Here is a 21,369-nt window from a genome sequence, read left to right on the forward strand (position 1 = left end):
TAGACTTCCACGGCAAACATCCTGGGCCCCTCCCGAAAGAGAAGCCTCTCCACTGGCCGGCTTTTACCCCGGCCGCATCAGCACCCCGCCGACGCTCCAGTGGATGGTTTTGTCACCGCCCTACACAGACGTCTCCGAGACGCATGTTCTTCCCGACGGCGCTCTGTGGGCTTGCCTTTCGGCCAAACATGACGGCGGCCTGTCCCACGTCGTCCTCCGAGATGGAGAGATCGAGTGGTCGGAGGCGCCGGGGGCCGGCCTGCTCGTCTGGAAGGAGGACACCAAGAGTTGGGGGCGCCTGCCGGCCAAGGACTGCTGGGACGCCGAGGCGGAGGCGTGGGTGCCAAAGGCCCCCTCGACCGAAGCGGTGTCCGAGACCTTGGACGTTGAGGACCCTGAGGCAGCGACGTCCGCTCCTTCGGACGTCTCCGCGGAGCCGGTCGTCCCGGAAGCCGCCCTCCAGCCGTCGGGCGGCATCCAGGAGTTCCTGCATGCCACCCATTTGGCGACCGACGCAAGTTGGAAGTCTCTGGCGGAGACCCTCGACCGCACGACTCCCGGTGACGTGCGCAATGCGGTGGCCCGGCACGTGGCCGGGGGCAGCCTGTCCGCCGGAAATGCGGCGTCCCTGCTGGCGATCCTCGATGCCGCCGAGCCGCCGGCGGAGGTCGCCCCCGAGGCCGAGGATGACGACTATGACCCTGTGGATGGTTCGCGCCGCCCCTTGCCGCCGCCCCCCGGCTTCATGGAGGAACTCGCCCGCAAGCAAGCGGACGTGCGCTCCCGGCGAGAGGAGGCGTGGCGGCCGCTGCAGGCGCTCGTCGATGCTGGGCTGGCGCGTGCGGGGCAGTATGCCCGAGACCGCGGATACCTGTTACCGCCGGCCTCGGACGGCCTGATGTTGTGGTACGACCCGAATTTCGGCTGCCCCAGTAACGTGTCGCTCTGGATCACCGACGGCGAGCCCAAGCCCGAGATCCTCGCTCGTGTCGAGGACATCCTGGGCGTCACCGCGCGGCGGGGGGCGACGTCGATCCGCCTGCTGGAGGTCGACAAGCCGTAGCAGGTGTCAGCCGGTGACGATCCCGCGTGGCCTCAGGGTAACGACGACGTCGTAGCCCAGGGAATTCGCCACGGCGAAAAGCCGATCCCATCCCCATCGGGCCAGATTCCCGGCCCGGAGCTCGCCCCGGGTCGTGGGGTCTGTCATCCCCTCGGGATGGGGCATTCTGCTCGGCTTGGCCGACGGGACGGCGCCCCGGACGGCGTGGCAGAACTGGAGCACGTCGCCCCGGAACGCGCCGGCGAGTTGCGCGGCAAGGCCGTCCCTGGACTTGGCGGCGTCGGCCCGTCCCCGGGCGGCGGCATGGCGGGCCACTAGGTCATCGCCCCGGACGCCGTGAAGGCGGCAGGCGCCCATGATCGCGGCCACGAGCGTCGCCCTTGCCGCCTGTTCGTCCTGGTGATGATGCGCCGGCTTCACAGTCTGAAGTGCAGCAAGGAACCGGCATAACCCGCCCTCTTCCATTCCAGCGTTCGCCGATCATGCACGAATGCTCGCCGCTCAGGGTAGTGAGCCAGGCGAACTGGGCGAGGTGGCGATGAACAACTCAGTCGTTTTAGCTCGGTTTGACATCCCTAACCAGTCCTCAATGCCCATCGCCCAGGCACTCGCCGTGGTCCGACAGGACCTCGATGACCCGGCACTCGCCGACGCGCCCGTGGCCGCATTCGCCGACCATGCGCGAAAGCTCGGACCTTAAGGCGGTCAGGCGCTCGATCCGGGCATCCACCTCGGAAAGATGCTTCCGGGCGATCACGTCGACCTCCGCGCAGGGAAGGTCCGGTCGGGCGGTGAGCGCAAGCAACTCGCGGATGGCATCGACCTCGAAGCCGAGTTGCCGCGCATGGCGAATGAATGCCAGCCGCGACACGTGGGCCTGCCCGTAGCTCCGACGCCCCCCGGCGGTACGTGGCGGGGCCGGCATGAGGCCCACGTCCTCGTAGTAGCGCACCGTCGTCGCCAGGACGCCCGTGCGTTTCGATAGCTCGCCGATGGAAATTTCCATTTACCGCTTGCTCCTCTAGCCACTGGAGGAGTTAAGCCGTCATCGACCCAGAAGGAAGACCGTCGATGGCCAGACCAGACGTCGCGATGCCTGGCGCACCGGACGCCCCCAACCGACCTTCGATCCCGCCACTCCGGCTGATCGTCACGGGAATGGATTGCGGTTCGTGCGCCGCGAAGATCGAGAACGCCGTCAATCGCGTCGACGGGGTCGAGGACGTCGCCGTCTCCGTCCCCGCCGGCACGGTGACGATCAGGCACCGCGCCGGCGTCACGCGCGCGACGCTTGCCGCTACCGTGACCGCACTGGGCTTCGGCGTAGCCGACCCTGCGGTCGATGTCGGCTCCGGAGCGGGAGGACCGCCGAACGCAACTTCGTCCCAGGGTAACGATCCGGCGTGGTGGCGCGGCACGCGGGGACGCCTGACCCTTGCGTGCGGCGGCTCCCTTGCGGCCGCGTACCTTGCCGGACAGGCTTACCCCGCCATCGCTCCCTACGCCTTCCTCGCGGCGATGGCGGTCGGCCTCGTGCCGATTGCCTGGCGGGCACTCGTGGCCGCCCGCCACGGGACGCCGTTCTCCATCGAGATGCTGATGACCATCGCGGCCGTGGGCGCGGTCTTCATCGGCGCCGTCGAGGAGGCCGCGAGCGTGGTGTTCCTGTTCCTCGTCGGCGAACTTCTCGAAGGCGTCGCGGCGAGCCGGGCCCGCGCCTCGATCCGGGGCCTGACCGACCTCGTGCCGCGAACCGCCCTCGTCGAGCGGGACGGACGAGTCGAGGAAGTCCCGGCGGAGGCGCTGACAATCGGATCGACGGTGATGGTACGCCCGGGCGACCGCATCCCGGCGGACGGCACCGTGTCGGAGGGGACCGGCGAGGTCGACGAGGCGCCCGTGACCGGCGAGAGCGTGCCGAAGCGGAAGTCCGTGGACGATCCGGTGTTCGCCGGGACCATCAACGGCGGGTCCGTCCTGCGGGTGCGGGTCACGGCGGCGGCGCGGGACAACACCATCGCCCGGGTCGTCCGCCTCGTCGAGGAAACCCAGGACGCCAAGGCCCCGACCGAACGGTTCATCGACCGCTTCTCCCGGTATTACACGCCGGCCGTCGTCGCGGTCGCGGTGCTCGTGGCGACGGTGCCGCCGCTCCTCCTCGGCGGACAGTGGCACGAATGGATCTACAAGGGCCTGGCGATCCTGCTCATCGGCTGCCCCTGCGCCCTCGTCATCTCGACGCCCACGGCCATCGCCGCCGGCCTGTCGGCGGGCGCCCGCCGCGGGCTCCTGATCAAGGGCGGTGCCATCCTGGAAACCCTCGGCACGGTCACGATGGTCGCCTTCGACAAGACCGGGACCCTGACCCTGGGAAAGCCACGGGTCACGGACGTGGTGCCCTTCGGGCGACCGGAACGCGAGGTCCTCTCCCTCGCAGCCGCCCTGGAGAGCGGCTCGAATCATCCGCTCGCCCGCGCGATCCTGGCCAAGGCCGCAGAGGTAGCTGCCCCGATCCCGCCTGCCGCCCAGGCCGAAGCCCTCGCCGGAAAGGGAATTCTCGGGAAGGTCGGCGGGGTCGAGATCTTCCTTGGTTCGGCGCAGGCGGCTGCCGAACGCGTCGCGTTCACCCCTGAGCAGGACTCGCGCATCACGGCCCTGACCGACGAGGGCATGACGGTGTCCGTCCTCCTCGCTGGCACCGCAGTGGCGGGGCTCGTGGCGATGCGGGACGAGCCAAGACCCGATGCCGTGGACGGCATCGCCGCTCTCCGCGCGCTCGGCGTCGACGTGGTCATGCTGACGGGCGACAATCGCCGGACGGCAGGCGCCATCGCGAAAACCCTCGGCATGACGCCCCGGGCCGAACTCCTTCCCGAGGACAAGCTGGGCATCGTCCGCGAGATGCAGGCGGGCGGCAAGGTCGTGGCGAAGGTCGGGGACGGCATCAACGATGCGCCCGCCCTGGCCGCGGCCGACGTCGGGATCGCCATGGGCGGGGCTGCGGACGTCGCGCTTGAGACGGCGGACGCCGCCATCCTGCACGGACGGGTGGCCGACGTCGCCCGGATGATCGTCCTGTCGCGGCGCACGATGGCGAACATCAGGGCCAACGTCGTCATCGCGCTGGGCCTCAAGGCGGTGCTCCTTTGCACGACCGTCCTTGGCATTACCGGGCTTTGGCCCGCCATCCTCGCCGACACCGGCGCGACCGTGCTCGTCACGGCGAACGCCCTGCGGCTCCTCCGGACCAGGATCTGACCCTCAATGACCTTGGGAGGATCGCGCGGTGCATGTCCGTCAGGGTCAGGGGCGGTGTGACCGTTGTTCTATGCAAAGCTTCCGGGGTCAAAATAAGCGCCCGTCACGGCTGGGGCCGTCGGAGGCGGGATACTCGACTGCGACGGCAGGTATCGCCTGGCGCTATCAGCTACCCTCCGACTTGGGGAATGCCGTCGATGGAGGGGTTGCAGTCGCGGTATCGGGTAACGCTATCCGATACCACCTAAACAGACGGGTTTGGCCGTCGGGGGGCACCGACCGCATCGCGTAAATTGGTCGGTACAGTCCCTAGCTTGGGACATCGGCGTCATGCTGAGGGGGCCCGCGCCCGGGCTGCGGTCGCCACCCGGCAGGTGCAGCTATCTCAGGGGAATGGTTACGAGGCGGAAGATGAAGTCATAGGCAGTGGCCGAGAACGCGAGCAGCATCGCAATCGCGACGAGGACGACGGTGACCGTCATGCGGGACATCGCCCATGGGCCGGGGCTTTTTGTGACCTACAATCGCCCCACTCCTTCGGATGCCCGATGCCCGATGCCCGCTACGTGGCCAATGTACGTTCAAGCCGCGGCGCGTCCCGGAACGGCATCCAGCGCCGGATGGCGCAGGCCAGCCCGGACGTGCAACCCGACCTCGCCATCCTCGCTCCATGCGACCTCGGCGGCGACCCGCATGCCGCCCGAGATCTCAAGCTCGACGGCCTCACCCTGAGCGAGGTGAGGCACGCCTGTGAGACGTGCGCCGTGCATCGAGACCTCTTTGACGCGCACCGCATGCCGTCCACCGCGGGCACGAATGGTGCCCGGCTCATCGACATCGACACGCAGGACGCTGCGCCGTTCATCAACCTCGCCGGACACCATCGTGACGAATTTGCCCACTGACCGGGCAAGGTCGGCCGCAACCGCCTTCAGCGTCTCGGAGGTGACGAGCGCCGTATCGGCGTGGCGCCGGGTCTCCTGCGTCGCGCGCGAAACTTCGGTTGCGCTTGCATGTGCCTCGGAACTGCCCTGTGCCACCTGTGCGACCGTGGTGGAGATCTCCTGCGTCGCAGCCTGCTGCTGCCCGACAGAATCGGCGATGGCATGCGTCAGGGCATTGACCTCGCGGGTGGCCGTGGCGATGGCCTCGACGGCGGCGACCGTACGTGCGGTCGAACCTTGGATGGCGCCGACTTGACCGAAGATCTCGTCGGCAGCCTTCATCGTCTGCGCCGCAAGCGCTTTGACCTCGGTCGCAACGACCGCAAAACCCCTTCCGGCCTCGCCCGCTCGCGCCGCCTCGATGGTCGCATTCAGGGCCAGGAGGTTGGTCTGGTCAGCCACGGCCTTGATCAGGTCGGTCACCGTGCCGATTCGTGCCGCGACCTCGGCAAGCTGACCGACCTCGCCGCTCGTGGTGCGTGCCATTTCGGCCATGTGGGCGATGAACCGCCGCGCGCGCTCCGTCTGGCCGGCGATGTCCGAGATTGAGGCGCTGAGCTCCTCGGCACCGGCCGACACGGAAAGCACGTTGTCCGCCGCGGCCGACGCCGTCGCCTCGGCCCGCCCGGCCTGCCCGCTCGACCGCGTGGCGACCACGCTTAAAGCCAACGCGGTCTCGCTCAAGCCGGAGGTCTCACAGGCGACGCGACGCTCGATCTCCAACAAGATGTCGCGGAAGCCCGCGACGACGGCACCCAGACGCTGCTGCCGGTAGGCTTCCAGTCCCCGCTCCCGCCGCGCGGCCTGCTCGGACAGGCTGCGGGCGGAGGCGCTCTCAGCCGCATGGTGGGCGGCGGCATCCGCTAAGTCGAGGGCCGACGCGAGTTGCCGGGCCGCCAGCATCAGGGCGCCGGCCTCGGCCACGACCACCACGGCATGCAGAAGGACGCGAAGGTAGTCGGCGCCTGACGGGAACACCGCCGCGGGGTAAGCCACGTTCAGCGCAAGGTGATGGACGGCCACGACGCCTGCCGCCACCAGAATGGAGGACCAGCACCCCCAACCCGCCGCGACGGCGAGGGCCGCGAAGAACACCATGTGGGTGTCGATCTGGAGATGCGTGCCCGACGTGACCAATACCAGCAGACCGACCATCGCCATCAGGGCGGCGGAGCTGAGGTGTCGCGTGGACATGGCCGGGCCGAGGCGGAGGGCACAGGCCGCGACCGCCGCGATCAGGATGCCACCGAGGAGGGTCACCGCCACCGGCGAAGCGTCGAGCCACCATCCAAGGGCGGAAACGACGAGCCAGAGCATTGCGATAGCCCCGAGCATGATGGGCATGAAAGTCCGCCGGAGGCGGTCGAGGCTGGTCTCGTTCATGATTGGGCAAGTCCGGTGAGGGCAGCGGGGCGACGGACGCCTGGCAGGCAGGCGCCCAGGGGACCGGCGGCGAGGACGAGGGCGCCGGAGCGACGCAGTTCGGTCGTAAGGCCGGACCGTGTCCCGTCGAGTACGGCGACGTGGCCTCCGGACGACAGCCACAGGACGGAGGCGCCCGAAGCGAGGACGGCGCGAGGGATCGGTGCATCGGGCCGTAGGGTGAGGACGACGACGGGCTCGCCGGGACGCGGCTCCAGCGCAAGAACGACGGGCGCCAGCCCGCAGGTCAGGACAAGACCGCATGACAAGGCCGCGGTGCGTCCCCGCCTCCGGCCGTTCGCGAGAACTCCTGCCGTCGGCGCTGGCACGTCACGCTTCCCCTGGCGCGTCCTTGATGAACGGTCTTCGATGAATGAAGTGGGGAAAAGGGTTGATGATGCCTTTAGACGACGCGTTCAGGCACGCTGGCTCGGCCACCGATGGCTGAAGTCACACCCATGGGTGGACCGGGCGAACCTCCGATGAGCGAAGGCCGGCCCGTCAGGGACCCCTGGGCGGAATGGCATTCGCGGCGGCGGCGAAGCCGAGTTCCGCTTGGCCGTATCCCCCTTCGCCTACGACGGGCAGTCCGGGTATTAAGGCAGCTGATAACGGCGCGCCGTAAATGCTTCCGCCCCACACCGCCGAGCTATGCCGCCATTCGGGTTCCGTCTTTACACCTCCAATCCCGAGCGGGCCGCGCCGAACACCGGCGGGGTCGCCGGCGGTCCGGCCCATCGCGACGACCCGCGCAAGAGCGAGGCCCGCGAGGTCGGCAAGGACGGCAAGCCGATCCATTTCGACAAGGACGGGCACGCCCACGGTCACTCCCACGACAACAAGTAATCGGACGACGCAGACCTCGGACGGTCGGGAGGATGCACCGATGCGTATGCTTCCCCTCCTGGTTGCCTTCGCCTTCCTTGCCGTCGGCATCGGCTATGCCCTGGCTGGGGGATGACCGGTCCGCTCCCGCCCGACGCCTTCACGGTGCGCCATTGCCCCCTCGCGTACCGTGAGCCGGCCGCCTCGTCCTCGTGCCGGGGCGGGCACCCACCCCGCGATCCCTCCGGACCTGCACCGACGACGAAAGTCGGTCGAGCGGCCATGCCGTGATCCGCGTGCGGGCCGCCATGAAGGATCGTCGCCCCGAGCAAGCTTTGCGCACAACCCGACGAAGCACGAACCCCCCTTGCCGAATATTGTCTGGTTGTGAGACCTCCTTGGCGTCTGCGACGATGCGAAGGGCTTTCCGGAGGATGCCGGGCTTGAGCGGTCTGTAAGATGGATTGATCAGCGCAGGATCGGCTTCGATGCGCTGGCGCAGGACCATCTCGGGTGACAGCCCCTTCAGCACGCGCTGTCGGCGAGCATTGTAGGCCGCGTTGAAGCCGCGCAGGACGGTCTCCAGGTCGACGTGGCTGTAGATCGTAATGCCCAACACCTCCCGCTGCACCCGACCGTTGAAGCGCTCGACCATGCCATTGGTCTTTGGCGTGTAGGGTCGGGTCTTGCGGTGTTGCACGGCGTGGCGCGCACAGGCAGCCTCGAAGGCGTCGGCTGTGAAGCAGGATCCGCGGTCGGTCAGCAGGTGGGTGACCCGGAAGGGAAAGGCACCAAGCGCATCCGTCAGGAAGGCGACGGCGGACGCTGCCGTCTCGTCGTCTTTGACAGCGAGGTGGACGAAGCGCGAGGCGCGGTCGATAGCGACGTACAGGTAGCGCTTGCGAGTGATGCCGTCTCGATCACGCAGTTTGGGCAAGTGTTTCACGTCAACGTGCACGAAGCCGACCTCGTAGTCCTTGAAAGTACCGTGCGGCTTGCGGACCTGTTCGGACGGCGGCAGGCGATTGAGGCCCTCGGCCTTGAGGATGCGGTAGACCGCATCCCGGTTCAGGTGCGGCAGGAAGTGGATGACGACGAAGGTCAGCGCATCGAGAGGAAAGCCGGTGCTGCGGCGGAGCGCACACACGATGGCGCGCTCTTCATCGCTGGCACGCCAGGGTAGCTTGTGGGGTCGGGCCGAACGATCCCGACAGTCGGTGGGACCGCGCTGCCGCCACTTGCGAATGGTCTCAGTCGAGACGCCGTAGCGCCGGGCCAGAACGCTGGAGCCTTCAGAGGACCGAGCAATCTCGACGCGCACGGCTGGGGTGGTGCGGGCGTTCGGGTGGATGGCGAGCATCAGCGGCTCCTCCTGACGGTCGCAACGCCGCGCGATCCCTCAAAACGCCAAGCGTATTCCTCGATTGCCCAACGAGCAGCATCCCAACAACGTTCCGCAACCAGACAGCTAGTGGTCTTATACCAATCGACGCTGAGGGTGACTCACGGGGTTTCGTTGCGTGGGCGGATCTGATTCGATGAGGCGAACCGGGAGGGTTTGCCATGTCGGCTGCGGTGGCTTTGCGGCAGGATTTCACGGCCGATGATCTGCGGAGGCTGGCCAGGGCCGGCCGGGATGCGGGTCAGGGCCGCCGTCTGGTGGCGTTGGCCGAGATTTACGATGGCGGCAGCCGCACGAACGCCGCCCGGATCGGGGCGGTGAGCCTGCAGACGGTGCGCGACTGGGTTTTGGCCTTCAACGCCGAAGGGCCGGTCGGCCTGATCGACGGCAAGGCACCCGGCAACCGTCCCAAGCTGAACGAGACGCAGCGCCAGGCGCTGGCGCGGATCGTCGAGAGCGGGCCGGACCCGGATCGGCACGGGGTCGTGCGCTGGCGGCTGAAGGATCTGGCCGGATGGATCTACGCCAGCTTCGGCGTCAGCCTGGACGAGAGCACGGTGGGACGCACGGTCAAGCACCTCGGCTTTCGCAAACTCTCGGCCCGCCCGCGCCATCACGAGCAGGATCCGGCCGCCCTGGTGGCGTTTAAAAAAGTCTGCCCTTCGCGGTGAACGCGATCCGCGCAGGCTTGCCGGCCGGCACGGCCATAGAGGTCTGGTGGCAGGACGAAGCCCGTGTCGGCCAGAAGAACACCCTGCCGCGTCGCTGGGCACGCCGCGGAAGCCGGCCCTCGGCCCCAAAGGACCAGCGGACCGCCCATGCCTACATCTTCGGGGCGATCTGCCCCGAGAAAGGCAAGGGCGCCGGTCTCGTCATGCCCCGTTGCGACACCTCCGCCATGAACGAGCATCTGAAGGAGATCAGCCGCATCGTCGATCCCGGCGCCCATGCCGTGCTGATCCTCGACGGCGCCGGATGGCACATCGCACACGACCTCGTCGTGCCCGACAACATCACCCTGCTCACGCTGCCGGCCTGCGCACCGGAACTCAATCCGGTCGAGAATGTCTGGCAATTCCTGCGCGACAACTGGCTGGGCGACCGGATCTTCACCTCCTACGACGACATCCTCGATCGGTGTTGTGAGGCCTGGAAACGCTTCGTCGCCCAACCCTGGATCATCATGTCCATCGGACTGCGCCAGTGGGCCTATCGGTTATGATCAATGCCGGTTGGTATTAGGCGACGCGCATCCCCTCCAGCTCCCGGATCTCGATCTCGTTGCCCTGGGACCGATAGGCACGGGCGGCGGCGTAGGCGGGACGGCGGGCGCGCATGATCGAGCCGAGCGGCCGGTGCGCGGCGAGGCCGGTCCACGGATTGAAGGCCAGTCGGTCCTCCACCCATTCTCGCATGCTGTCCGACCAAGTGTCCTGCGGGACGGCGGTGATGCGGGCGACGGGGACGTAGGGGCTCTCATCCTCGGGCCACATCGCGGATGCGTCCTCGACCGGCATCGCGTCGATGTCCGTCGCCAGCTGGACCCGCAGCTCCCAGACGGCGGGACATTTCCGGAAGTGTTCGCGTACGGCCTCGCGGATCGCGTCGGGATGGCCGGACGTTTCGATGGGGCTCTGCGAAAGGGCGATGAGTTCGGACGAGACCGGTGAGAGCGCCACCTTGGCGAAGTATTCGCCATGGAGCAGTGCGGCCTGGGAGAAGAAGCTGTCTCCAAGGAGGTTGGTCTTCGCCTGCCCGGCCAGGGTGGTCAGCGTCGCCGATTTCCCGCCGACCATTTCCAGTGCGGCCTCGGCGGTGCGCGCCACGGCCGAGATGACCTTCTTGACGGGCTCCGCGCGCGCCGTGGTGGCGGCCAGGGGCCTGAGCTGGCGGAGGAAGCCCTTGGCGGTGCCGATCTGGAACGATGGCGAGTTGCCCAACACGTAATTCTGGGTGGTCTCGCCCTCGCTGCCGGGCAGGCGCGGACCGGGCACGCCCAGGACCTTGAGGGCGGCACCGCGCGGGGTGGAGACGCCGTCGTGGAGGACACTCGCCCGGAGTGGTGCTGAACCGGAGGATGGCGTCGTAGCTGGCCGGAAGGGCGAACAGACCCTGCGCGAGCGCTGGCGGCAGGTCCGCCAGTACCTCGAACCGCGCCCGGAGGTAACCATGTGCCTTGGCGTGGACGGCGCGATAGGCGTGGCCGGTGTCGGCGTGGGTCTTGCGCTGGATGGAGAGCATGGCCTCGGTCAGGCCCCGCTGGGTTTCGTCCTCGTCCGCGGGACTGGTCTCGAAGGAAGGATCGAACCGGAGCGGATGATTTTGAACCATCGAATCAAACGTGAAGGGACTTGCGGGAGTTGCCGCACCGGTCGAGATGCCGCGCCCTCGTTCCGATGGCATCGACCGGTGCGGTCGTGCCCAATGCTGGTCGCTGCACCGATGCCAAGGCTTCTCCACCTAACGAGACGACGTCGAACGTGCCGTCCATGAGGCCGGGGTGCGGCCGGCCGATACGGCTTGCGAGGTTCGTGCGGTGGCGCCGCAACCGGGACGGATCGATCCCGCGGTAGGCGACCATTCAGGCAGGCATCATGGCGATTCGGTCATCGGCATCGAACTTCGCCATGCCGGGCGCCTGCAGGATCAGCATCCGGTCTCCCAAAACAGCCTCGTTCGCCTCGTGATCGACCGAGACGAATTCGAGGCTTCCGTCGGCCTTGATGGCCAGTAGATGTATGTTGTCCCGCTGCGCGATGGCAGCCGGGTCGCTCACCACGAACCGCCACCCGGCCTCGTGCCGTCCCGCCAACGCATCGAAGCTGGCGTCCGCATCTCCGAATACCTTTCCGCGGGCATCACGGCTGACGCCGGTGTCCGCGTGCAACAGGTGGTTCTGGGACGGGGCGACTTGGTAGACGCGCTCGCGACCGATCTCCGGGGCCAGCCGTGTGCATACGAGGGCGTTGTAGAGTTCGTCCCGTGTCGCGGCGAGGAGGTGGTCCGGAGGATGGTCGGCCATCCCTTCCTCGGCGGATCGCGAAAGGAGCTCCGCCTGCAGTGTCGGCACCCCCGCTTCCCGCGCGGCCAGCATGGCGCCGGGATAGATGTCGATGATCACGACCGGTACGCCCGCTTGATGGAGTGCGATCACCATGTCGCTCGCCCATGGGGAGGCCCCGACCACCGCGAGCCGCTGCGTATCGGCGGCGGTCGACAGGCCGAACCTGCGGGCGAGCGGGCCCAGGGAAAAGCCGTGGGCGAGCACGGTCGCAACGATGACCGCGAACACGGTCGGTTGGATCAGGTCGCCGCCGGCGTACCCCGCCTCGCTGAGGCGAGGACCGGCCAGCCCGGCGACGGCGGCCGCGACGATGCCGCGCGGCCCGATCCAGCCAACGAACAGGCGTTCGCGCCACGAGAGGTCGCTGCGCAGGGTCGCGAGCCAGATCGCTGCCGGGCGCACAACGAACAGGACCGCCGCCGTAAGTCCCAAGATCGGCAGGGTCAGCTTGCCGAGGACCGCAACGTCGAGGTCGGCGGTCAGCACCACGAACAGGCAGGACACCAGAAGGACGACGAGGGCCTCCTTGAAGCGGCGCAGCTCCCCCAGGCCGGGTACGTGCCGGTTGGCAAGCGCGATACCGAACACGGTCGCGCCGATCAGGCCGGCCTCGTGCATCAGCAGGTTCGGCACGACGTAGGCGACGAGCGCGAGCGCGAGCAGCACCGGCGTCTTCAGGGTCTCCGGGACGAGGTCGTGCCGGAATGCCGAAGCCACGAACAGCGCCGATCCGACGCCCAGGCCGCAGGCGACGAGAACGCCCTCGGCGAGGTGGAGCGCGAGGGAGCCCACCGCCTCCTCTGCGGTATGGTTGGGCACCTCCACGAGGATCTCGATGACGACCGCCGTGAGGATGGCGCCGACCGGATCGTTGACGATGGCCTCCCACTTCAGGAACGCGGCCGAGCGGCGCTCCAGCCGGGCATGGCGCAGGAGCGGCAGGATCACGGTCGGACCGGTGACGACGAGGATGGCGCCGAACACGGATGCCGGCCCCCACATCATACCGCCGATCAGGTGGGCGGCGAGCGTGCCCAACACGAAGTTGATGGGCAACGCGAAGGCGGTGAGCCGGAGCACGCCCTCGCCGGACGCACGAAGTTCACGGAAGTCGAGGGCGAGACCGCCTTCGAAGACGACGATGGCCACCGCCAACCCGATCAGCGGCCGCAAATTCGGGCCGAACTCGGCGGACGGATGCAGCCATCCGAGCACGGGCCCGACGAGGAACCCGACCCCGAGCAAGAGGACGATGGCCGGGATGCGCAGGCGCGCCGCAAGGACCTGGGCCGCGATCCCGCCGCCCACGATGCACAGCACCGCCGTTGCCACGCTGGTTTCCATGAAGGCGCTCCAGGCCGGATCGTCGTAGGCCCGGGAACCCTCCGAACGCCGTCGGTGGTTCGTCCGCGTCACCTCGAAGGCGAGGGATAGCACATCCTCGCCCGGATGACGGGGCGGCAATCACCCGTGGCAACACTGCCTCGACAGGCCAAATCCAGTATCCCTGTTCGAGGCATCGTCATCAATCCGAATGCGGCCATCGTTTCTCAATCATGCGACCACAATTGCCGAGCTTTTCTGTCGGTGTCGCAGGAGGAAAAACCGCCATGGTCGCTAAGGAAATTCTATTTCCAGCCCCGGTCGCCACCAGGGGGCTCACGGGATTTCCGGATATCCTCTTCGACGTGGCCGAGGCACGCCGCGTCGTGGAGGCGATGCGCCTGCCCGTCGTCCGGTCCGACCATGCATGGCTCGAAGCCGCCAATCTCTTGATGCTGGCGCAGGCGAGCCCATGCCCGGTGCATGTCGAGGCCGCAGGAAAGGCCCTCAGCCGGGCGATTGCCGCCGAGCATCGCGAGCACCGTGCCGTGCCGTCGAACCGCAGATGGGCCATCGCGGCCTGATACGATTTTTTTGCTGGCGACGACGTCGGAGGCGACCGTGACCCAACTCATCGACCTGTGCGTGCGCGTGAAGGAATACGAGAACGGCAATCCGTACATCCTGCTGGAGCAGCAGGGGACGCCGGGTACGGGCGCCGCCGACGCGATGAAGCCGTTCGCGTTCGACCTGAGGCCCGGCATCCCGATGGCGGAGGTCGAGGCTCTGGTGGCCGAGATGCGGCGGGTGATCACCCACGTGCACTTCGAGGAAGCTCCGATCCCCGCCTGATGGCGGGACCAAGGGCGGACACGCGCGTTCCCCAATTGCCGGACATCCATGACGTGCCCGGCAGCAGGAGACGAACGCATGTCCGACACGCCTCGACCCGGCGACGACCCGACCCCACCCATCGGCGATCCGCCGCCCGCGCCGCAGGGGCCTGAAGGGAATCCGCCCGCTCCCCAGCCGCCCGGCCCCATCGACGTTCGCTGACCGGGTACGCCCCATCGCGCTTTGCGGCATGTGACCGAGCCCGAGGCCACCGCGCCGGGTCTCCCGCCGGGGACGTGCAAGTTTGCATGCTTGCCCCTGGCGGTCATTGATGATCCCCCAGAGGCGAAAGAGCGGGAGAACGTCGCCCATCCCGCCGTCCGGCCTCGCGACGCGGGGATCCCGGGCATCCGGTCCGAGCGCGCCGGTGATCCCGGGATGTCCGGTTCGCCACTGCCTCGTTTGGAACGTCCCGCATTCCGGCCTAGGGGAACCCAGGGCGATATGCCGGGACCCGGTGCCGCGCGGCGTGCCGTATATCGACGGCAATGCCATCCACGTCCAAGCGGAACGTCACGATCCCCCTCCCGGTAACGATGTGGACATTCCCGTGACTGCAACCTTCAGCGACCGCCACCCGTCATCGCCCGGACCGGTGCCCCGGCGAGGTCGACCGTGGAACCGATGGTGTCCCTGAAACCGCTGCCGACGTTTGAGAGATGGTCGCCGTAGGTCTCGCGCGTCTGCGGGTCGATCAAGGCGACGGGCGCAGCAACCGCCAGCGCGGCGCCGGTGGCTACCGTGGACGCAGCGCTCGCGGCCGTGCCAACGATCTTGTCGCCGATCCCGATCTTGCCATCCGAGATCGGTTGACCGTCGGCGAGCCGCTTGCCGAGAAGCGCGACCACGTCCCCGGAGGCGAACTTGCCGTGGTTCAAGGCGTCGTCCGACTTGACGGATGACAGGTTAAGCACGCCGATGTTCTCGCGCTCCAGCTCCGACTTGTACGGCTCGGCGTTCGGGTCGATGGCCCCCAGACGCACGCTGTCGCCCCAGACGAGACGCGAGACGGCGAGCGCCTGGTCGTCGCCCGACACCATGAGCGTCAGTCGCGGGCGGTCCTTGCCCATGTCGTGGAAGGCGCCCCGGGCGAGGTCCATGTCGACGTCCGGCGCCGCCAAGATCACGTTCTTGATCTTCGGTGCCACGCGCTTGTCGCGGATGGCCATCTGCCGGAGGCTCTCCAGGGTCAGCCAGTTGCCCATGGAGTGAGCCAGCACCGTCACCTCGCCGACGTTCGGGTCCTTGGCAAGGTCGCGCAGCAGCGTCTCCAAGCCGTTGCGTGAGAAGTTGGTGCTCTCCCGGTCGTAACCGTAGGCGAGCACCGAGCCGCGGGACGGCCACGTGAACAGCACCGGCGCGACCTCAGCGCCGGAATCGTGCACGATCTGCGCGAACCGGAAGACGGCGTCCTCGAACTTGTTGTTGAACCCATGCACGAAGACGAGCACATGGCGCTTGCCCCGTCCTCTGACGGCGCGGCCGGTCCAGGCCGCGACCTTGCCGCGCTCCACCGGATCGGCGCGCAGGGCGACGAAATCGGTGGCTGGGTTGCCGGGCAGGCGTTCCGGCCATTGCACGGTGCCGGCTTGGCGAATGCCATCGGGCGGGATCGACACCGCAAGGTCGGTGTAGGTCACGGCCTCCCCGCGCTCGCCGGAGAACAGCACGCCGCGGTCGGTTGCGGACTTGCGGGTGGTGGCGACGAGCATGTCGACGCGGGAGGTGCCCGCGACGGGCGCCGCGTCGGCGATGGGTAGGAGCACGCCCGTCGGCCGGCTGGCGCAGGCAGACACCGCGACGGACGTGGCCAAGGCGATGGCGGCGGCGGTCGCACGCCCTGATCGTTCGAACACCCTCGACCCCCACCTTGGTCCCAACACCGCCCGCCGTACCACCGGGCGGTTCGCGGACCGTCAATCGAATGCCCGATATGCCGGGATTGAGGCGGGCGACGGGCCGAAGTGTGCAATAGCGCGACGCCGTGGCGTGGCCGCAACGAGCGTGACCGATAACGTAATGGCGGCAAACCTTGTCGGCTCCTGATCCATAGCCTTAACGTTCGCGCCTCTCATGGATGACATTCTGCCGGGGCGGCAGGAACCGACCACGGCCTTGACGTTCGCACGCAACCATCCCGGAACGACTAGACGTGTCCCTGACGTCCCGCATCCTGCTCCTCGTCCTGCTGGCGCTCGCACCGGCGCTCGCGATCCAGGGCTACAACGAGTACGCCCTGCGCGCCTCGCGCGACGAAGCCGTGCGCGCCGACACCATGGCCACTGCCCGCACCGTGGCGGAAGACCTCGCCCAGGTCGCGGAGACCGTGCGCCAGGCACTTAACTACGTGGCGCAGGATCCCAGGGTGCTCTCGCTCGATCCGATGGGATGCACGGACTACCTGCGCCGGGCCCTACGGGATTCGCCCCATCTCGCGATCATCGCCGTGACGCGGACGGACGGAGCGGTCGTATGCAACAGCGTCGGATCGGCACCCGGGGCCTACACCAACGCCGAGCGTGCCTATCACCGCCGCGCGGTGGCGACGGACGCCTTCGTCATGGGCACCTACGCCCGTGGCATGGCGACGGGGAGGCCCTCCCTGCACTTCGCCCAGCCGCTCCGCGACGCCGACGGCCGCAACCTCGGCGTCCTGGCGGCGGCGGTCGACCTCGATTGGTTCGCGCGATACCTGCAGCGCAACCTGCGCCTGCCCAGCACCTCGGTCACCGTGGCGGACGAGGACCGGACCATCATGGTCCGGTACCCGGGCGGCGAGGCCTGGGTCGGGAAGCCGATCCCCGGGGACCGCCAACGCCTCCTTGCCGACCGCGGCGAGGGAGTGCGCGTCGATCTCGGAATCGACGGGCGCGAGCGGGTGTTGGCCAACGCCCACCCGACCGGGCCGGCGGCGGCCGCCTGGGTCACCGTGGGACGCGACCGGGAAGTCGCCTACGCCGACATCGACGCCGCTACCCGCCGGGGCGTGGTCCTGATCGTGTTGGGGGCGGCCGGGGCGGTCGCGGCTGCCCTGCTCGCGGGGCGGCAGTTCATCCGACGGCCGTTCGACCGCCTGCTGCGCACCGCATCGGCCTGGCAGTCCGGCGATCTCGCCGCGCGCACCGGACTGGACGGCCCCGACGAGTTTGGGCGCCTGGGGAACAAGCTCGACGGCATGGCGACGACCCTGCAGCGCAACGTGGCGGAGTTGCGCGACGAGGTGAGCAACGGACGCGCCCTGCAGGAGCGTCAGGTCATCATGCTGCATGAGCTGAACCACCGGGTGAAGAACACCCTCGCCACGGTGCAGGCGCTGGCCCGCCAGTCGGCCCGGGGCGGCGAGGCGCCGGGCGAGCGCCTGGAAGCGCGCATCCTCGCCCTGTCGAAGACCCATGACCTCCTGACGAAGGACGACTGGTCGAGCGCGCTCCTGCGGGACGTGCTGGAAGGCGAGATCGGACCCTACCGGGGCGGCGACACGCGCTTTGTCCTGACGGGACCCGACCTCGATCTGCCGCCGCGTCACGTGCTCTCGCTCGGCATGACGGTGCACGAGCTTGTCACCAACGCAGCCAAATACGGCGCGTTGTCGGTGTCCGGCGGCGGGGTGCTGGTGGCTTGGGGCGTGGTGGATGGCGAAGGCGGAACCCGCCGCCTCCGGATGTCATGGGTCGAGCATGGGGGGCCGCCGACCGCTCCCCCCGGTCGACGGGGCTTCGGCACCCGGCTGATCAACGCGAGCATCGAGCGTGAGCTCGACGGCAACGTGACCCTCGACTTCGACCGGACAGGATTGCGTTGCGCCCTGGACGTGCCGCTCCCCGTCATCTCCGCAGCCTTCCTGAGTCCCGCGACCGCTTCCCAGTAGAACAACCCATCGGGCGCGGGTGAGGAGTGGCCGAATACCTGCCAACCTCACCGGGATGGGCTTCGGCATGGGAGGGATGGCGGCGCTTGTAGTCGAAATCAGACGCTTGATACCCGACGCAAAGGACTGCCCCGACCCTTCTCAGGCCCACGAAAGGTCCACTCTCAGGCTGTTGAGATAAAGGCCGACGTCCGTGTTGGGTAGGGAGCAGCCTTTGGCATGATGCCGGAAGCAGACACCCACCACTTTGCAGTCAGGCAATCGCATAACATCAGCATACGGAATACGGCTTAGTCATTTTTCCGCCAGATCTCCTCGGCGAGCAGCGTCGCGAATGACACCCACGCGACCAGCGGGATGCCGAGTTGACCGGCGGTTTTGTCCGCCTGATTGGCCGCCGCCACGTAGCCAACCGCGCTCGCGCCCAGCGCGGCCGAGGCGACGGCGCCCCATCCCGTCGAGCGATGACCGAAGAACACCTCACTCCAGCCCGCGATGCCGACTTGGTTCGCCGCCCAGAACGCCAAGGCCGTCGTCCGCTCGGGCGACCCCTCGGTACGCAGCAGTCGGTAGCCGCCATAGGCGAGCGACGCCTGGATGCCGGTCCAAGCGACAGGATAGACAAGGGACGGCGGCGTGTAGTCCGGTTTGTCGAGACGCCGATACCACCGCTGCGTTCTAGGGTGTTCAGGCGTCGGGCTCGCGCGCCGTCCGATCAAAAGCGCCGCCGTGACGGCGCCGATCGCGACTACCGCGGCCTGAGCCGGGGACAGGCCTCCCGTTCGCGCTTGAATTGCCACGATGATACTCCTCCCTCGACCTCAGCCTCTGATGTGGCGCGGCAGGGGACACCGGCCCAGGGGGCGTGAAGTCAGCGGTGATGTTTTATCTGGGTTGGAAGCGGTCGCAAGCACCAGTCTGAGAAAGGCGTACCTTCCCCAGACCACCGTCCCCGGCCGCTTTCGACCCTTTGCACAAGCTGGGAACGTACGCTTGGGGTGGAGTGCAGTTTGGCCGCTTTCGGCGGCGTGCTTTGCTAAGGCAGACATAGGTGGCCCTGCCGACCGTGAAAGCACCGCGGTGCTACCGCGCGAACGGTCTACGAGCCGAAGTCTGCCGGTCACCCAGGATGGCCAAGAGATGCGTAGGGCGAAGGAGACAGCCTGATCTGACGCGTGACGAGCACGACCGCCGCTCGCAAGGGACCGAAAACATTCCCGACCGCACTCGGACCTCCCCGGGATCAGATGTCGATCCGGGCGCCGATCTCGACAGCCCGGTCGACCGGGATGCGGAAGTAGCGGGACGCGTCCGTGGCCGCACGGGCCATCGAGATGTAGAGCCTGTCCTGCCACACTGGCATGCCTGTCTCCGGCGAGGCCACCAGCACCCGCCGCGTCAGGAAGTACGACAGGTCACCCTTGTCCAGACCCGCGGCCGCCAGGGCGCGCGGAAGGTCTGGCAGTTCGGTGAACCCGAACCGCACCGTTACGCAGGAAAAGGCGTCGGACAGCTTCTTCACGGCGACACGCTCGGCGTCGGCCACGCGCGGCAGGTCCTCCGTGACGACGTGCAGGATGAAGTTGTTCGCGTGCAGCACCCGGTTGTGCCTGACGTTGTGCATCAGGGCTCCTGGGGTATCGCCGGGCGTTCCCGTCAGGAACATGGCCGTTCCCGGCACCCGCTGGATCGAGCCGGTCTCGGCCATCCGCGTGAACTCGGATAACGGCACGCGCCGACGATGGATCTCCTCGGCGATCAGGGCCGAACCGCGCCGCCACGTCCACATAGCCGTGACGAGGGCGGCACCGATGGTCAGCGGCACCCAGCCACCATGGAGGATCTTGAGTGCGTTGGCCGAGAGGAACACCAACTCGATGAGGAGGAACGGCACGATGACCGCGGCCGCGACCGCAGGCGACCAGCGCCAGACCTTCCAGGCGACGACGAAGAGCAGGCAGGCGGTGATCACCATGTCGCCGGTGACCGCGATGCCGTAGGCCGCTGCAAGGCCGCTCGACGACTTGAACAGTACCACCACGAACACCACCGCGACGAGCAGCCACCAGTTCACCCGCGGGATATAGATCTGTCCCTTCTCGGTCTCGGAGGTGCGCAGGACCCGCATGCGCGGCAGCAGGCCGAGCTGCATGGCCTGCTGGGTGATCGAGAAGGTGCCTGTGATCACCGCCTGGCTGGCGATGACCGTCGCCACGGTGGCGAGTAGCACCATCGGCAGCAGGGCCCAGGACGGATAGAGCAGGAAGAACGGGTTCTCGGCCCGCTCGGGGTGGGCGAGCAGCATGGCGCCCTGGCCGAGATAATTCAGGGCGAGCGCCGGCAGCACCAGCCCGAACCAGGCCGCGCGGATCGGCGTGCGACCGAAGTGTCCCATGTCGGCGTAGAGCGCCTCCGCCCCGGTCACGGCGAGGAACACGGCGCCGAGCGCCAGCAGGCCGGCAGTGCCGTGGCTCAGGATGAACGAGACGCCGTGGGCGGGGTTGAGCGCCCCCAGGATACTCGGGTCGTCGACGAGGTGGCCGAGGCCGCCCAGCGCCATGATGATGAACCAGAACGCCGTGAGGGGGCCGAAGAAGGTCGCCACCCGCGCCGTCCCGTGGTTCTGCAGGGCGAACAGGCCGATCAGGATGGCGAGGCTGATGGGCAGAACGTACGGTTCCGTGGCCGGGGTCACCAGCTTCAGGCCCTCCACCGCCGAGAGCACCGACATGGCCGGGGTGATGATCGCGTCGCCGAAGAACAGCGAGACGCCGACCATGCCCAGCACGATGACGAACCCGCCGGAATGGCCCAAGGCACGCTGGGCCAGCGCGACCAGGGAGGGCGTGCCGCCCTCGCCGTCGTTGTCGGCTCGCATCACCAGCAGCACGTACTTGAGCGTGACGATGAGGATGAGCGCCCAGAGGATCAGCGAGACGACGCCGAAGACCATTTCCCGGGTGGGCGCGTGCCCCCCTCCGGCGGCGGCGTGGAGGGACTCCTTCAAGGCGTAGAGTGGGCTGGTGCCGATGTCTCCGTAGACCACGCCGACCGAGCCAAGGGTCAGGCTCCAGAACCCCGCCCTCGGGCTATGGCCATCATCGGAAGGCAGCGGGGTCTCGGACGTCGCGAACTCGATCCTGGTGATTGCGGGCATTCACGGGCTCCACGTCAGCGAACGCCGGAAGCTCGCAAGGCAAGCCTCAACGGCCTGGGGCCGGGAACGTTCAGGTAACACAAAGACGAATGACCCCGTTCAGGCGGGCCGTCGACTGGGTCCGAGAACGCTCGGCTCGGGCTGCCCCC

General features: G+C 68.1%; 16 protein-coding genes and 1 pseudogene. 7 read left to right on the forward strand and 10 right to left on the reverse strand.

Annotation, left to right across the window (positions count from 1 at the left end; translation table 11 throughout):
- On the forward strand, positions 1 to 1,063 hold a 1,063-nt coding region (locus FV223_RS02035; protein WP_210247491.1), incomplete at its 5' end, for a hypothetical protein.
- A gap of 6 nt (positions 1,064 to 1,069) precedes the next feature.
- Here FV223_RS02035 and FV223_RS02040 read toward each other — a convergent pair.
- Both FV223_RS02040 and FV223_RS02045 read right to left on the reverse strand, forming a co-directional pair.
- Positions 1,070 to 1,528 carry a hypothetical protein gene (locus tag FV223_RS02040; protein ID WP_147725231.1) on the reverse strand — a complete coding sequence of 153 codons (459 nt, stop codon included), beginning with the start codon at positions 1,526 to 1,528 and terminating at the stop codon, positions 1,070 to 1,072.
- 121 nt (positions 1,529 to 1,649) lie between these two features.
- On the reverse strand, positions 1,650 to 2,069 hold the full coding sequence (locus tag FV223_RS02045) for a helix-turn-helix domain-containing protein (RefSeq protein WP_147725232.1): 420 nt from the start codon (positions 2,067 to 2,069) through the stop codon (positions 1,650 to 1,652).
- A 65-nt stretch (positions 2,070 to 2,134) separates the two neighbouring features.
- Here FV223_RS02045 and FV223_RS02050 point away from each other — a divergent pair, with 65 nt between their 5' ends.
- Complete coding sequence (locus FV223_RS02050; protein ID WP_246689572.1) at positions 2,135 to 4,321, forward strand: heavy metal translocating P-type ATPase; 2,187 nt, start codon at positions 2,135 to 2,137, stop codon at positions 4,319 to 4,321.
- 581 nt (positions 4,322 to 4,902) lie between these two features.
- On the opposite strand, the gene FV223_RS02055 is transcribed toward FV223_RS02050, so the two are convergent.
- Entirely contained in the window at positions 4,903 to 6,648 is a 1,746-nt protein-coding gene (locus tag FV223_RS02055; protein WP_147725233.1) for a methyl-accepting chemotaxis protein, read from the reverse strand.
- A 690-nt stretch (positions 6,649 to 7,338) separates the two neighbouring features.
- Between FV223_RS02055 and FV223_RS02065 the strand changes: the two genes are divergently transcribed.
- Positions 7,339 to 7,533, forward strand: a complete 195-nt coding sequence (locus tag FV223_RS02065; RefSeq protein WP_147725235.1) for a hypothetical protein — start codon at positions 7,339 to 7,341, stop codon at positions 7,531 to 7,533.
- A gap of 358 nt (positions 7,534 to 7,891) precedes the next feature.
- Here FV223_RS02065 and FV223_RS02070 read toward each other — a convergent pair.
- Positions 7,892 to 8,872, reverse strand: a pseudogene (locus tag FV223_RS02070) (IS481 family transposase); the annotation flags it as partial.
- Between the two features lie 203 nt (positions 8,873 to 9,075).
- Between FV223_RS02070 and FV223_RS02075 the strand changes: the two are divergent.
- Positions 9,076 to 10,136, forward strand: a protein-coding gene (locus FV223_RS02075) for an IS630 family transposase (protein WP_187276019.1) whose coding sequence is annotated in 2 segments (ribosomal slippage) — positions 9,076 to 9,568 and positions 9,568 to 10,136 — 1,062 coding nt in all. Because the reading frame shifts where the segments join, the coding sequence is not laid out codon by codon here.
- Between the two features lie 16 nt (positions 10,137 to 10,152).
- Here FV223_RS02075 and FV223_RS02080 read toward each other — a convergent pair.
- The 3 genes from FV223_RS02080 to FV223_RS02090 form a co-directional block, all read right to left on the reverse strand.
- On the reverse strand, positions 10,153 to 10,908 hold the full coding sequence (locus FV223_RS02080; protein ID WP_210247492.1) for a hypothetical protein: 756 nt from the start codon (positions 10,906 to 10,908) through the stop codon (positions 10,153 to 10,155).
- Between the two features lie 341 nt (positions 10,909 to 11,249).
- Entirely contained in the window at positions 11,250 to 11,495 is a 246-nt protein-coding gene (locus FV223_RS02085; protein WP_147725236.1) for a hypothetical protein, read from the reverse strand.
- Positions 11,496 to 13,322: a sodium:proton antiporter gene (locus FV223_RS02090; RefSeq protein ID WP_147725237.1), complete on the reverse strand. Its 1,827-nt coding sequence runs from the start codon at positions 13,320 to 13,322 to the stop codon at positions 11,496 to 11,498.
- Between the two features lie 266 nt (positions 13,323 to 13,588).
- Between FV223_RS02090 and FV223_RS02095 the strand changes: the two genes are divergently transcribed.
- Both FV223_RS02095 and FV223_RS02100 read left to right on the forward strand, forming a co-directional pair.
- On the forward strand, positions 13,589 to 13,885 hold the full coding sequence (locus tag FV223_RS02095) for a hypothetical protein (RefSeq protein ID WP_147725238.1): 297 nt from the start codon (positions 13,589 to 13,591) through the stop codon (positions 13,883 to 13,885).
- Between the two features lie 37 nt (positions 13,886 to 13,922).
- Complete coding sequence (locus FV223_RS02100) at positions 13,923 to 14,153, forward strand: hypothetical protein (RefSeq protein ID WP_147725239.1); 231 nt, start codon at positions 13,923 to 13,925, stop codon at positions 14,151 to 14,153.
- 605 nt (positions 14,154 to 14,758) lie between these two features.
- Here the strand turns inward: FV223_RS02100 and FV223_RS02105 are convergent.
- Positions 14,759 to 16,009: an alpha/beta hydrolase gene (locus FV223_RS02105; RefSeq protein WP_246689573.1), complete on the reverse strand. Its 1,251-nt coding sequence runs from the start codon at positions 16,007 to 16,009 to the stop codon at positions 14,759 to 14,761.
- Between the two features lie 338 nt (positions 16,010 to 16,347).
- Here FV223_RS02105 and FV223_RS02110 point away from each other — a divergent pair, with 338 nt between their 5' ends.
- The gene (locus FV223_RS02110) at positions 16,348 to 18,063 is read left to right on the forward strand and encodes an HWE histidine kinase domain-containing protein (RefSeq protein ID WP_147725240.1); all 1,716 of its coding nucleotides are present in this window, start codon (positions 16,348 to 16,350) and stop codon (positions 18,061 to 18,063) included.
- 290 nt (positions 18,064 to 18,353) lie between these two features.
- On the opposite strand, the gene FV223_RS02115 is transcribed toward FV223_RS02110, so the two are convergent.
- Positions 18,354 to 18,863: a TspO/MBR family protein gene (locus FV223_RS02115; RefSeq protein ID WP_187276021.1), complete on the reverse strand. Its 510-nt coding sequence runs from the start codon at positions 18,861 to 18,863 to the stop codon at positions 18,354 to 18,356.
- A 443-nt stretch (positions 18,864 to 19,306) separates the two neighbouring features.
- On the reverse strand, positions 19,307 to 21,220 hold the full coding sequence (locus FV223_RS02120; protein WP_246689574.1) for a potassium transporter Kup: 1,914 nt from the start codon (positions 21,218 to 21,220) through the stop codon (positions 19,307 to 19,309).
- Positions 21,221 to 21,369 lie beyond the last annotated feature (149 nt).

Origin of the sequence: Methylobacterium sp. WL116 (assembly GCF_008039455.1) — a bacterium.
Lineage (GTDB): Bacteria > Pseudomonadota > Alphaproteobacteria > Rhizobiales > Beijerinckiaceae > Methylobacterium.

Bases quoted from the DNA above. Each gene is read 5' to 3' on its own strand.
- FV223_RS02040 (WP_147725231.1), bottom strand. From the start codon at position 1,528: ATGGAAGAGGGCGGGTTATGCCGGTTCCTTGCTGCACTTCAGACTGTG.
- FV223_RS02045 (WP_147725232.1), bottom strand. From the start codon at position 2,069: ATGGAAATTTCCATCGGCGAGCTATCGAAACGCACGGGCGTCCTGGCG.
- FV223_RS02050 (WP_246689572.1), top strand. From the start codon at position 2,135: ATGGCCAGACCAGACGTCGCGATGCCTGGCGCACCGGACGCCCCCAAC.
- FV223_RS02055 (WP_147725233.1), bottom strand. From the start codon at position 6,648: ATGAACGAGACCAGCCTCGACCGCCTCCGGCGGACTTTCATGCCCATC.
- FV223_RS02065 (WP_147725235.1), top strand. From the start codon at position 7,339: ATGCCGCCATTCGGGTTCCGTCTTTACACCTCCAATCCCGAGCGGGCC.
- FV223_RS02085 (WP_147725236.1), bottom strand. From the start codon at position 11,495: ATGGTCGCCTACCGCGGGATCGATCCGTCCCGGTTGCGGCGCCACCGC.
- FV223_RS02090 (WP_147725237.1), bottom strand. From the start codon at position 13,322: ATGGAAACCAGCGTGGCAACGGCGGTGCTGTGCATCGTGGGCGGCGGG.
- FV223_RS02095 (WP_147725238.1), top strand. From the start codon at position 13,589: ATGGTCGCTAAGGAAATTCTATTTCCAGCCCCGGTCGCCACCAGGGGG.
- FV223_RS02120 (WP_246689574.1), bottom strand. From the start codon at position 21,220: ATGCCCGCAATCACCAGGATCGAGTTCGCGACGTCCGAGACCCCGCTG.